This is a genomic window from Pseudomonas sp. GM18 (assembly GCF_000282195.1).
In the GTDB taxonomy this organism is placed as follows: domain Bacteria; phylum Pseudomonadota; class Gammaproteobacteria; order Pseudomonadales; family Pseudomonadaceae; genus Aquipseudomonas.
In genome coordinates this window covers 39,009-51,900 of sequence record NZ_AKJT01000001.1, presented here as the reverse complement: position 1 = coordinate 51,900, position 12,892 = coordinate 39,009, and the positions used below count along the sequence as shown (strand labels likewise).

General features: G+C 60.1%; 10 protein-coding genes. 6 read left to right on the top strand and 4 right to left on the bottom strand.

All coding sequences use genetic code 11. The features are described from left to right. Window positions 1-94: 94 nt before the first annotated feature. Together PMI21_RS27575 and PMI21_RS27580 are read left to right on the top strand one after the other, a co-directional pair. On the top strand, window positions 95-715 hold the full coding sequence (locus PMI21_RS27575) for a response regulator transcription factor (RefSeq protein WP_007933089.1): 621 nt from the start codon (window positions 95-97) through the stop codon (window positions 713-715). Further along, on the top strand, window positions 716-3,946 hold the full coding sequence (locus tag PMI21_RS27580; protein WP_050550108.1) for a transporter substrate-binding domain-containing protein: 3,231 nt from the start codon (window positions 716-718) through the stop codon (window positions 3,944-3,946). A gap of 3 nt (window positions 3,947-3,949) precedes the next feature. On the opposite strand, the gene dkgB is transcribed toward PMI21_RS27580, so the two are convergent. Next, window positions 3,950-4,753, bottom strand: coding sequence for a 2,5-didehydrogluconate reductase DkgB (gene dkgB, locus PMI21_RS27585; RefSeq protein WP_007933087.1), 804 nt, complete (start codon window positions 4,751-4,753; stop codon window positions 3,950-3,952). Between the two features lie 265 nt (window positions 4,754-5,018). On the opposite strand from dkgB, the gene PMI21_RS27590 reads away from it, so the two are divergent. From PMI21_RS27590 to PMI21_RS27600, 3 genes are all read left to right on the top strand, one after another. Beyond that, window positions 5,019-5,885 (top strand): pirin family protein, encoded by an 867-nt coding sequence (locus PMI21_RS27590; protein WP_007933086.1) that lies wholly within the window; start codon window positions 5,019-5,021, stop codon window positions 5,883-5,885. A 136-nt stretch (window positions 5,886-6,021) separates the two neighbouring features. After that, a complete protein-coding gene (locus PMI21_RS27595; protein WP_007933085.1) occupies window positions 6,022-7,467 on the top strand; it encodes a mechanosensitive ion channel family protein in 1,446 nt (481 codons plus the stop codon). Window positions 7,468-7,616: 149 nt separating this feature from the next. Continuing rightward, a complete protein-coding gene (locus PMI21_RS27600) occupies window positions 7,617-8,057 on the top strand; it encodes a carboxymuconolactone decarboxylase family protein (RefSeq protein WP_007933082.1) in 441 nt (146 codons plus the stop codon). Between the two features lie 21 nt (window positions 8,058-8,078). On the opposite strand, the gene PMI21_RS27605 is transcribed toward PMI21_RS27600, so the two are convergent. The 3 genes from PMI21_RS27605 to PMI21_RS27615 form a co-directional block, all read right to left on the bottom strand. Further along, window positions 8,079-9,671 (bottom strand): DHA2 family efflux MFS transporter permease subunit, encoded by a 1,593-nt coding sequence (locus PMI21_RS27605; RefSeq protein WP_007933080.1) that lies wholly within the window; start codon window positions 9,669-9,671, stop codon window positions 8,079-8,081. Beyond that, window positions 9,668-10,795, bottom strand: coding sequence for an HlyD family secretion protein (locus PMI21_RS27610; RefSeq protein ID WP_007933078.1), 1,128 nt, complete (start codon window positions 10,793-10,795; stop codon window positions 9,668-9,670). Before PMI21_RS27610 ends, PMI21_RS27605 begins: the two co-directional genes overlap by 4 nt. A 93-nt stretch (window positions 10,796-10,888) precedes the next feature. Further along, window positions 10,889-11,653: an AraC family transcriptional regulator gene (locus PMI21_RS27615; protein ID WP_007933076.1), complete on the bottom strand. Its 765-nt coding sequence runs from the start codon at window positions 11,651-11,653 to the stop codon at window positions 10,889-10,891. Between the two features lie 101 nt (window positions 11,654-11,754). Here PMI21_RS27615 and PMI21_RS27620 point away from each other — a divergent pair, with 101 nt between their 5' ends. After that, a complete protein-coding gene (locus PMI21_RS27620) occupies window positions 11,755-12,876 on the top strand; it encodes an MFS transporter (protein ID WP_033063769.1) in 1,122 nt (373 codons plus the stop codon). The last annotated feature ends 16 nt before the right edge of the window (window positions 12,877-12,892 follow it).

The window sequence follows — 12,892 nt, the reverse complement described above, 5'->3', positions numbered from 1 at the left end:
CTCCTGCTTTCCGTGCAACAGTCATTGCGCAGCCGCTGCGTCTATCCCGGCGGTTACCGGCGGGCAATCGTTGAGTTTTTGCAAAGGAATTGCCATGAAGAAAGCGCTGATTGTGGACGATCATCCGGTGGTAGGCGCTGCAGTCAGACTTGTACTTGAGTGGGAAGGTTTCAAAGTCATTTATGAGGCGTCCAGTGTTGGCGAGGCCTTGTCGATACTTCGTGAGCATGCAGTCGATCTGGTGGTACTGGATCTGGTGATGCCCGGTGGCGATGGGCTGGATCTGCTGGACCGGATCAAGGCCAATGGCTGGTTATGTCTGGTACTGGTTTTCACTTCCCTGGATCCGCTGTTTTTTCAAGAGCGTTGCATGCGCGCCGGGGCCATGGCTTATGTCGCCAAGACCCGCTCCTTGCAACAATTGCAAAAAGCCGTGCACGCCGTCATGTCCGGTTACACCATTTTCGCTGCGTTGCCTGCGGGATCGCAGGACCCCCGGCAACGCAGCGAAAAAGAGATGATCGATAAACTTTCCAACCGTGAACTGACAATCCTGCGGTATTTGGCCCAGGGCATGAGTAACAAGGCCATCGCCGAGCTTATGCACCTGAGTCACAAGACCGTCAGCACCTACAAGACCCGCTTGATCGAAAAACTGGGGGTGAATGCAGCAGTGCACCTGCGCGATTTCGCCAAGCGCAATCAGCTGATCTGAGTGAACCCGACCGTGCGCATCTTCCTGTGTGTGTTGATGCTATGTCTTGTATCGCAGGCACTGGTCGCGGTAGCCGACGAGCCTAAGTCATTACGCCTGCTGGGGCGCTCCACGGTGGAGGGCTATGCCGTCCAGCTGGATATGGATGATCGCAATTGGCTGATCAGCAAGCGGGTGTTGCGCGTCGGAGTAACGGGGCCGGACTACCCGCCTTTCGAAGTGACGCGCAATCACGATGAACTGGAGGGCATTACCGCCGATTACGTCGAGCTGCTTGCGCAACTGCTGCACGTCAATATCGAGGTGCTGCGCTATGGCACACGCGAGTCGGCGATGGAGGCACTCAAACGCAAAGACCTGGATCTGCTGGGAACCTCGAACAGCTTCGAGGCCGTCGATCCCGAACTGAATCGAACCAGCGCCTATGCCGAAGATCAGCCGATTCTGGTCACCAGACTGGAGGAGCGTATGCCCGAGGATCTGGCTGGTAAACGCATCGCCATGGTCTCCGACTATCTGCCGGAGCAGACCGTCAAAACCTTCTATCCCAAGGCTGATCTGCAACGTTACCCATCGGCACTCGATGCACTCGGAGCCGTGGCATATGGGCAGGATGATGTCTATCTCGGGGACCTTATCAGTGCCAATTACCTGATCAACAACAACTACCGCAATAACGTTCAGTTGATGGGGCCATCCGGCCTTGACGCCAACCCGTTCGGTTTCGCATTGGCGCGGGACAATACGCGCCTGAAAAACATCGTCGACAAGGCACTGGCGGCGATCCCGATGGAGCAACGCTCTGCCATCGAGCAACGATGGAGTGCCGGCCGTGCCAATCGGCTGGGTCTGCAGCGAGTGAGTCTGAGCGCCAGTGAACGGCGCTGGCAGGATCAGCATCCGACGGTGAGGGTTGGAGTGGTCGGGGACTTTGCGCCTTTGACTTTCTATGATGCCGAAGGGCGATTCAGCGGGTTGACCGCGCAATTGTTGACGCTGATCAGCCAACGTAGCGGTTTGAACTTCAACGTGCTGCGGGGCCAATCCCTGGACGAGCAGATCCAGCGACTCAAGGCTGGCGAGATCGACGTATTGCCGGCTCTCATCCCCACGACTGAAGGTGTAGCCGGGCTGCGTTTTACCAGCCCTTACGTCACCAATCCATACACGCTGGTCAGTGCAGTCACCCCCGGCAGTCCGAGGACGCTGGACGATCTGGCCGGCAAACGCCTGGCGATTTATCACAGTCATCCAATGCGCGCATTCATTCTTGCCAGGGTACCGCAGGTGCGGATGCTGGATGTACAAGGCCCGGCCCAAGGCCTGGAAATGGTCATGAAGGGGGAGGCCGATGCCGCGCTCAGTTCATTGTTCATTACCCGCTACCTGATTGCCCGGTATTACAGCGGGCGTCTGCGCATCAGCAGTACCGTGGGCGATGAACCGGCGCGCATCGCTCTGGCGACCGGCCGTGATGCGCTGGAGTTGCACTCGATTCTGAACAAGGCATTGCTGAGCATTTCGCCTCAGGAAATGGACGATCTGGTGGCGCGCTGGAGCCATGATGTGGTGGTGGATGACAGCTATTGGCTGCGTCATCGCCAAGGCATTCTTCAGGCATTTGCCGTGGCCGGCGCCTTGCTGTTGCTCGCCCTGGGCTGGATCGCCTGGCAGCGCCGGCAGATCCGCCAGCGCCAGCAATGGTTGCAGCAATTGCAGGACGCCAAGGACGTGGCGGACGATGCCAATCGCGCCAAAACCACCTTTCTGGCGACCATGAGTCATGAGATCCGCACGCCGATGAGTGCTCTGATCGGCATGCTTGAACTGGCCCTGAAACGTGCGGACGAGGGCGTCACCGACCGTTGCGCCATTGAGGTGGCGTCCAGTGCCGCGCAACAATTGCTGGCGCTGATCGGCGACATTCTGGATATAGCGCGGATCGAGTCCGGGCATTTATCCCTGAGCCCTGAACGGGCCAATCTGCGGGCTCTGGTGGCGGCGGTATGCCGGGTTTTCGAAGGCCTTGCACGACAGAAAGCGTTGGCGTGGCGAATCGATCTGGACGAACACAGCGACTGCGACGTATTGATCGACCCCACCCGTTTCAAGCAGGTGTTGTCCAATCTGCTGAGCAACGCCATCAAGTTCACCCATGAGGGGCAGGTGAGCCTGACGCTGCGGGTAGCGCCCGTTACGCCTGGGCATCTGGCGGTCAGCGTGCGCATTGAAGACACCGGCATTGGCATCAGCACCGTCGACCGACAACGGTTGTTCAGCCCGTTTATTCAGGCCGATAACGGCCGACAGTCAGCCCGAAGTGGTTCTGGTCTGGGGTTGGTGATTAGCCGCACCCTGTGCGAAATGATGGGGGGGCGTTTGCAACTCGACAGCGTTCTTGGGCAAGGCACGCGGGTCGACGTCAACCTTGAGCTGATCGCATTGCAACTGTTGCCTTCCAGTGAGGGGGGCGATATCGGGTTGCAGGCGCCGACGCGGTCACTGACGATTCTGGTGGTCGACGATCACCCGGCCAATCGATTGTTGCTTTCACGGCAACTGAGCCACTTGGGGCATCATGCTCTGGAGGCTGAAGAGGGTACACGGGGGCTTAAGCTGTGGCGCGAGCGTGGCTTCGATCTGGTCGTCACCGACTGCAATATGCCGAGGCTCAGTGGTTATGAACTGGCGGGTGCCATACGTGATGAAGAGCGCGCCAAGGGATTGCCGCCGACGCTGATTCTGGGGTTTACCGCCAATGCGCAGCCCGAGGAGAAGGCCCGATGCCTGGAGGCAGGCATGGACGACTGCCTGTTCAAACCCATCCTGCTGGCGGATTTGAACGCTTGGCTGGCGTCCAGGTTTGCCAGTCAGGCGCCAGAGCGCATCGAAGAACCATCAACGCCCGAGATGGACCTGAGTGGCCTCGAGCAATACGTCGGTGCGGACCGCACGTTGATTGATCGTCTGGTGCGCGAACTGACGGTGACCAACCGGGTGGACCGGGATGATCTGCTCCAGGCGCACGCCAGTGGCAATCACCGTGTGCTGCGCGACCTGGCGCATCGCATCAAGGGCGGTGCGCGCATGGTTCGGGCGCAGCGCTTGGTCGAACATTGCGAGCAACTGGAGCGTGTCATCGATGTGGGGGATTCGGTGCTGCTCGACGAAGCGGTCGATCAGTTGCAGCACGCGATGTCATCGCTGGACAAGCACTTGAACCAAGGCTGAAGCTCAATCCCACTGCGGCGCAATGCCTTTGGGGCTGGTCAGCCGCTGGCCGCGATCCAGGCCCGCGATCAGCGCCATGTCGGCGTCGCTCAGGGTCAGGGTGCAGGCGTGCAGATTGCTTTGCAGGTTGGCGCGTTTGGTGGAAGAGGGGATCACCGCGTACCCCAGTTGCATGGCCCAGGCCAGGGTGACCTGGGCCGGTGTCGCCTGAAGACGATCGGCGATCTGCTGGATGAGCGGATCTTTCAGCACTTCGCCGTAGGCCAGGGTCATGTAAGAGGTGATCTGGATGCCCTGGCTTTGCGCGAATTCGACGACCTTGCGGTTTTGCAGGTACGGGTGCAGCTCGATCTGGTTGGTGGCGATGTGCTCGGCGCCGACCGCAGCGATAGCTTGCTTCATCAGGTCGACCGTGAAGTTCGACACGCCGATCCGGCGGGTCAGGCCCAGTCGTTTGGCTTCGAGCAGCGCACCCATGAATTCTTCGACCGGCACCTGATCTTCCGGCGACGGCCAGTGGATCAGGGTCAGGTCGAGATAGTCGGTTTGCAGCTTATCCAGGCTCTCCTTGAGGCTGTCGATCAACCGCTCTTTGGCGTAATTGGCGACCCAGATTTTGCTGGTGATGAACAGCTCTTCACGGGCAATGCCGCTGGCAGCGATAGCCTGGCCGACCTCGGCTTCGTTTTCGTAGATTTGCGCGGTGTCGATGACCCGGTAGCCCAGTTCAAGACCGGTGCTCACCGAATCGATGACCACTTGGCCTTGCAGGCGAAACGTACCAAGACCGAATGCGGGAATAGACATCAATGACTCCAGGGGTTGCAGTGGGAATGGGCGGGAGTATCCCCGGCTGCACCCTTGAGAAAAACCGCTGGTTTGGCAAAGCACTGTTTACCGCAAGTCATGAATGGGTCGTTGGAAGATCAAAAGATCGATGGGGGAGGGTGTCGAGGTCTTCCACCATCGTTCTCCAAATAGAACGCTAAGGCTGATTTTCGCAGTCTAGCGCAGCAAAGACCGCAGTCTTAAGCTTTGTCCATCGCGTCATACAACAGATTCGGAGGCAAAGATGAAAAACATCATCGGCATCTACACCAGCCCACGACCTCACTGGGTCGGCGACGGTTTTCCGGTTCGCACGCTGTTTTCCTATGACAACCTGGGCAAACACATCAGCCCGTTCCTGCTGCTGGATCACGCCGGTCCCGCCGATTTCACCCCGACCACCGAGCGTCGTGGCGTTGGTCAGCATCCGCACCGTGGGTTCGAAACTGTGACGATCGTCTACAAGGGCGAGCTGGAACACCGTGACTCCACCGGCAGCGGCGGCAAGATCGGCCCCGGCGACGTGCAATGGATGACCGCGGCCTCGGGGATTCTTCATGAAGAGTTCCACTCCGAAGGTTTCGCCAAAACCGGCGGCACCCTGGAAATGGTCCAGCTGTGGGTCAACTTGCCTGCCAGGGACAAGATGGCCGAGCCCGGTTACCAGACGATTCTCGATGGCGACATCCCGAGCGTCCCGCTGAAAAACAACGCCGGCAGCCTGCGCTTGATCGCCGGTGAGTTCGACGGCCACAAAGGCCCGGCACGGACCTTCACATCAATCGACGTGTGGGACGTTCGCTTGAACGCCGGCAAGTTGCTGACCCTGGATCTGCACGAAGGACGTAACACAGCACTGGTCGTGCTGCGCGGCACGGTGCAGGTCAACCAGAGGGAACTGGTGCGTGAAGGGCAGTTGGCGTTGTTCGAACGCAACGGTGATCAGCTCAGCCTGGAAGCCAACAATGACGCCGTAGTGCTGCTGCTCAGCGGCGAGCCGATTGACGAACCCATCGTCGGCCACGGCCCGTTTGTGATGAACACCGAGCAAGAGATCCACCAGGCCTTCGCCGACTTCCAGTCCGGCCGGTTCGGCCGGATGAGCGATTGAATTCAACGCAGTAGTGGGTTGCTCTGCAACCTGGAATCTCCCACATTGGTTTTGTGGTGTTTTGCAGATCGCAGGCTTCGCCAGCTCCTACAATCTGTGAGATCTTCACGCCATTGGCCTTTGCTGGAGTTATTTGATGCAGTCACTGCTCACCGATCATCCGTTGCTGTGCGCGCTGGCCCTGATCCTGATCGATCTGGTGTTGTGGCGCTTGATTACCGCCAGCGGCAGTAACTGGAAACTGGCAGTGCGGCTGGTGATTTTCTCGCTGTTCAGCGTGCTGCTGTTCAATGAAGGCTTGAACCCCATGGCGCCGGCGCCCTGGGCCGACAATGTGCCGTTGCACCTGGCGGCAACCGGTTTGCAGATCGGCTGGTGGTTGTATGCAGCGCGCACCCTGACGGTATTGATCGGCACCCTGATGATGCAACGGGTCGGGCACACCGGGCGTTTGTTGCAGGACCTGCTCGGCGCGGTGATTTTCCTGATCGCGGTCATCGCCGCCCTGGCGTACGTGCTTGAGTTGCCGGTCAAGGGCGTACTGGCGACGTCCGGTGCGTTGGCGATCATCGTCGGCCTGGCCCTGCAAAGCACCCTCAGCGACGTGTTCTCCGGGATCGTCCTGAACACCACCAAACCCTATCAACTGGATGACTGGATCTCCATCGATGGCATCGAAGGCCGGGTCACCGACATTGACTGGCGCGCCACGCGCCTGCAAACCGCGCAAGGCAGCATGGCGGTGATTCCCAACTCCCTGGCGGCCAAGGCCAAGATCGTCAACTTCAGCCGCCCCAGTGACATTTTCGGCGTCTCGATCAGCTTGCAAGTGAGCCCTCACGCTCGTCCGCAAAAAGTGATCGATGCACTGGAGCGGGCCATGCAGGGGTGCCGCTTTCTGTTGAGCAAACCGGCGCCGAACGTGGCGTTGAAAAGCTCCGGCAGCACCGGCGTGGAATACGAAATCAGCGGTTTCGTGGTGTCCATGGATCAGAAGCGCATGGTGCGTAATCAGTTGTTCGACCTGGCGTACCGGCATTTGCAGGCATCCGGTGTCAGCCTGTTGTCGAGCGTCGAGCCTAACGCGCCTGCTGCCTTGTCACGGCCGCGGGCGCTGCTGGACAGCTCGAGCATTTTCTCGACTCTGCGTCAGGAAGAGAAAGAAACCTTCAGCCAGAACATGACGCTACAAACCTTCCGCGCTGGCGAAATGATCCTGCCGGCGGGGGAGGTCAGCGATCACCTGTTCATCATCGAGTCCGGCGTGGTGTCGGTAGCCCTGAGCCGCGGCGGCGGCAAGTTCGAAGCCGCGCGTATGGGGCCGGGAGAGGTGATTGGCGAGGCCGGGATTCTTTCCGATGAATCGGCGCTCGCCGACTTTACGGCCAAGACCTTTTGCACGCTTTATCGCATCGAGAAGGAATACCTCAAGCCGTGCCTGGATGCGCGTCATGACATCAATGAGGCGATGAAGGCCTTGCTGGATTTCCGTATGCATACAGCTCAAACGCTGATGCAGGAGGTGCCGAAGGTGGTGGCGAAGAAGGGGTTTTTGCAGTGGTTGCGCAGCCGTAGCCTCTGATGGGTTGATTGCCTGTTCGCGAAGGCGTCGGTACCATCACTGAAGTCTTCTGGTCCATTGGCATCCTCAACTTCCCAATAATTGGCTATTTGTTCAACCTCGGGTCCGCATTAACGTAGCACCAACACCCACTGTGATTGGAGCTCGCCATGCAACCTCGTATCGATTTCTACACCGCCTCCCCAGATGCCCTCAAGGCCATGATGGCCCTGGAAACCGCTGTCTCGAAATTGCCGTTGGAAAAGTCGCTGATCGAACTGGTCAAGCTGCGCGCGTCGCAGATCAACGGTTGTGCCTTTTGCATCGACATGCACACTGCCGATGCCATCAAAGGCGGGGAAACGCCACGCCGGCTGTTCGCCGTGACAGCCTGGCGCGAGGCACCGTTCTTCACCGATCGTGAGCGCGCCGCGCTGGCCTGGACCGAGTCCTTGACTCAACTGAGCCTGACCCACGCACCGGACGAAGACTATGCGCTGCTCAGCGCCGAGTTCAGCCCCAAGGAAATGATCGACCTGACCGTGGCGATTTCCACCATCAACAGCTGGAACCGCCTGGCGGTGGGTTTCCGCAAAATGCCTCAGGCCTGATTCTTTGCAGTAGCGCCGGACTCAATGCGCATCGGCACTCGGCGCGGCCGGTGGTTGCACCTTGCGCATCAAGGGCACCATCGCCGTGGCGAGAATGAAACAGACCATGATCATCAGGAACGCGTCGCCGTAGGTTTGCGTCTGCGCTTCGCGGTAGGTCAGCAGCCACAGTTGATGCAGGCTGGCGGTGACGCCGATGTCACCGCTCTGGCCGAGGGCGGCGAAGTTGTGGCCGACCTGGGACAGCCACTGATTGAGTGCTTCGTTGGTGCTGTTGAGGTTCTCCGCCAACCGGGTGAAGTGCAGGTTGGTGCGGTCATTGAGAATCGTCGCGCACGCGGCGATGCCCATCGCGCCGCCGAGGTTACGCATCAGGTTGAACAACCCCGAGGCATGTTTCAGCCGAGCCGGTGCCAACCCGCCAAGGGTCAGGGTCACCGCCGGCGGCACCGCCAGTTGCTGCGCGATTCCGCGCAAGGCTTGCGGCAGTATCAATTCCCTGGCGCCCCAGTCGTGGGTGATCGGGCTGAAATCCCACATCGACAGGGCGAACAGCCCAAGGCCGGTCATCATGATCCAGCGCAGGTCGATGCGATTGGCCAAAAAGGCGTACAGCGGAATCGCCATAATCTGGAACACCCCGGTGGAAAAAACCGCCAGGCCAATGTCCAGCGCGCTGTAGCCGCGCACCCGGCCGAGAAACAGCGGCGTCAGGTAAATCGTCGCGAACAGGCCGATCCCGGTGACGAACGAAAAGAAACAACCGAGGGCGAAGTTGCGGTCCTTCAAGGCGCGCAGATCGACGATCGGGTTGGTCACGTGCAAGGTTCGACCAATGAAGGCCAATCCGGCCAGGCCACTGATCCACGCGGTGGTCAGAATCGTGCTGTCGCTGAACCAGTTCCAGCGTGGGCCTTCTTCGAGGGTGTATTCCAGGCAACCGAGAAACACCGCCATGAACAGCATGCTCAGGTAGTCGGCGCCCTTGAGCAGCGACAGTTCCGGCTGGTCGATTTTCACCAGCATCGGCACTGCCACCGCGACGAAAATCCCTGGCACCAGGTTGATGTAGAACAGCCAGTGCCAGGACGAAATGTCAGTGATCCAGCCGCCGATCACCGGCCCCAATGTCGGTGCCAGCGAGGCTACGGCGCCGATGGTCGCGGCGGCGATCACCCGTTGCTTGCCGCTGAAGAAAAAGAACGCGGTGGTGAACACCAGCGGAATCATCGAGCCACCGAGAAACCCTTGCAGGGCGCGGAAGGCGATCATGCTCTGGATGTTCCATGCCACGCCGCAGAGCAGGCTGGCCAAGGTGAAACCCACCGCCGAAGCGCAGAACAGCCAACGGGTCGAGAACACCCGGGACAACCAGCCCGACAGTGGAATCACGATGATTTCGGCGATCAGGTAACTGGTCTGCACCCAGGCAGTTTCGTCGGTGCCGGCCGAAAGTCCGCCGCCGATGTCACGCAGCGACGCCGAGACGATCTGGATATCCAGCAGCGCAATGAACATGCCGATGCACATCGTGGCGAAGGCGAACACCTTGGTCGCTGTCGCCATGTTGGCGGCGTTGAACGGTTGCGCGGGGGCGGCGAGGGCGCGGCTCATGGCGCGCTGGCCACGGTTGGGGTTTGAGTTTCAGGCTCGGCGCGGGTGTCCACTTCGGCCGTCACCGACAGGCCTGGACGCAGATGACCGAGTACGCCATCCGCCGGGTCGAGCAGGATCCGCACCGGCACCCGCTGGACGATTTTGGTGAAGTTGCCGGTGGCGTTTTCCGGTGGCAGCACGCTGAACTGCGAACCGCTGGCCGGCGCGAGGCTGTCCAGATGCCCGTGGAATTCACGCCCTTTGAGCACGTCGGCATGCACGATCACACGCTGGCCCGGGGTCATCCGCGCTAGCTGATCCTCCTTGAAATTGGCATCGACCCACAATCCGCTGGCCGGCACCAACGACAACAGTTGCGAACCGGCCTGGGCATAAGCGCCGACCCGCGCCCGACGATTGCCGATCACGCCATCGACGGGGGCTTTCAATTCGGTGTAGCCGACGTTCAACTGCGCCAGATCACGCTCGGCCCGCGCCTGTATCAACGCTGCGCGGGCTTGTTGTTTCTGGGTTTCGATCACGTTCAACTGGCGTTGCGCGGCGAGCAATTCGGCCTGGGCCCGGGCACTCTGCGCCTGGGCAGTCTTGAAGGTGGCGTCGACCCGTTGCGCGCTTTCCACCGAGACGGCATTGCTGCTGACCAAGCGTTTGTAGCGGGAGTTGTCGTCCCGCGAGCGCGCGGTTTCGGCGCCTGCGGCATCAATGCCGGCACGGGCCTGGCCGATCACCGCGTGTTGCAGTTGTTCGGTGGCGTCGAGGTTGGCGAGCAGCGCTTCTTCAGCGGCTACCGCGCCTTCGGCCTTGGCCAGGTTGGCGCGATAGTCACGGGCGTCGAGCCGGACCAGCACATCGCCGGCCTTGACTCTCTGGTTGTCGGTCACCAGTACCTCTTCGATATACCCCGCGACTTTCGGGCCGATCACCGTGACGTCGCCACCAATGTAGGCATCGTCGGTTTCTTCGATGAAGCGCCCGGCAGTCCACCAATGGCTCGCGTACAGTCCGATAAACACCAGGGCTGCGATGGCCGCCGTCAGCAGCACCAGCCGTTTCAGCAGGGGAGGCTTGGGTGGGTTCACTTCGACAGCAAGGTCGGGTTCAAGGCTGGGCATGCTGGTCATGGAAAAATACCTGTGAGAAACGGTGCTTTATTACGAATGTAATATGATGCAAGTAATATTTTGTGGCAATGGATTTTTGCTGCCAGTCGTCGCCTATCTAAGCCACGCGCCAGGGGTGATGCCGGTCATGTCCTTGAAGAACGCAATGAACGCGCTGTCGCTGGCAAACCCCAGTTCAAATGCGCTGTAACTGAGGTTGCGCCCGGTGGCGAGTAGTTCCATGGCGCGCATCAGCCGCCACTGTTGGCGCCATTGCTGATAGCTCATGCCGGTTTCGCGCCGGAAGATTCGACTGATCGTCCGGCTGCTGGCACCGATCTGTCTTTCCAGCACTTGGAGCTCCGGCGGTAGTTGCTCTGGCGTCGTGAGCAGTGGCGCCAGACGCTTATCCCGAGGCAGAGGCAAGAGCATCGGTTGTTGCGTGGCATCGCGTATTTCGCTCAGGCACAGGCCCAACAGGTGGACGAACTTGCCCTGTTGCCAATCGGTGTCGAAGTCGGCCCCGGCAATCGGTTCCAGCACCGCTCGCAGCAGCGGGCTGACTTCAATGATGCAAACCTGTTGTGGCAGGTCGGCGCACAACGCAGGTGTCAGGTAAATCGATCGATAGTCCACGCTCTGCTGCATCACGGCGCGGTGCGTAGTACCCGGCGGGATCCACGCAGCGCGGGACGGCGGCAACAGGCACAACTGCTGCGCCAGTGTGATGCGCGTGCAGCCATGAGGCGTGAACAACAACTGCCCGCGCGCGTGTCGATGAAGTCCGGAATCGTGATCGCCCAGGGTTGCAGCGATACCGATCACCGGGGCCGGGTAAGTGTCGGGGTCAAATTGTGCGTCGGCGTCGAGCCAGGCCATAAGTTGTCCGATTTTAACGATTATTTGTCATTATTTGGATAATACGTCAGTCACGGCTTCTTAAACTCCTCTGCAGTTTTTTCTTGAGGAGTGAAGTCGTGATCAATTCCAGAGGCCTGTTGGTGCTGGCGATCGCCTTGCTGATGTTCCCGCAAATCGCCCAAACGCTTTACAGCCCGGCGTTGGCGGATATCGGTCAGGTGTTTGCCGTCGGTCCCGAAGCGGCGGCGCAAACGCTGTCGGTGTATTTCGTGGCCTTTGCGTTCGGTGTGGTGGTGTGGGGGCGGGTGTGCGACCGTATTGGCCGTCGGCCCTCGATGCTCACCGGGCTGGCGTTGTACGCCGGCGCGTCGGTGATGGCGCTGAGTGCCAGCACCTTCGGCGCGCTACTGGTGGCTCAGGCGCTGGCTGCATTTGGCGCGGCGGTCGGCTCGGTGGTGACGCAAACCCTGCTGCGCGACCGCTTTAAGGGCGCGGAACTGGCGCAGGTGTTTTCGGTGATGGGTATCGCCCTTGCCGCGAGTCCGGCGATCGGCTTGTTCAGCGGTGCGAGTCTGGTGCAAGCCTTCGGGTATCGAGGCGTGCAGGGCTGTCTGTTGTTGCTGTCTCTCGGGTTGTTGCTGTGGTGCTTGCGCACGTTACCGGAAACCCGACCACAGCACCCGACCACGGCCAAGCTGTTCGAGACACTGTGGCGGATGCTGCAAGACCGCGATATCTGGCGTTCGACGCTATTGGTGGCGTTATTCAACGTTGCCTTGTTCAGCTACTACAGCGTTGGCCCTTTCGTATTCGAGCGCCAGGGCTTGAGTGCGCAATTGTTCGGTTATAGCGGTGCAGTCCTGGCCCTGGGCTCCGGGCTTGGCGCCTGGCTCAACAAGCGCCTGCTCCATCGAGGGGTGAGTGCCCCGCGGTTGATCCGGCTTGCAGCGTTGTCGGCATTGCTGGGTGGTATCGGCGTATGGCTGATGCAGGACAGCGGTCTGTTCGTTCTGGCGATGCTGCTGGTGGTATTGGCATTCGGTATGGCGATTCCGAACATCCTCGGCGCGGCCTTGGCCAATTACGGTGATCGGCTGGGCACTGCAGGCGCACTGTTCGGTTTGTTGTATTACCTGCTGATCGGTGGTGGGCTGATATTCGTCGCCTGGGGTCAGGCGTTGGGGGAAACCCTGATGCTGTGCGGGGTACTGGCCTTGCTGCTGACGAGGGCAAAAAGCTGATCAATTGTTTAAGAAA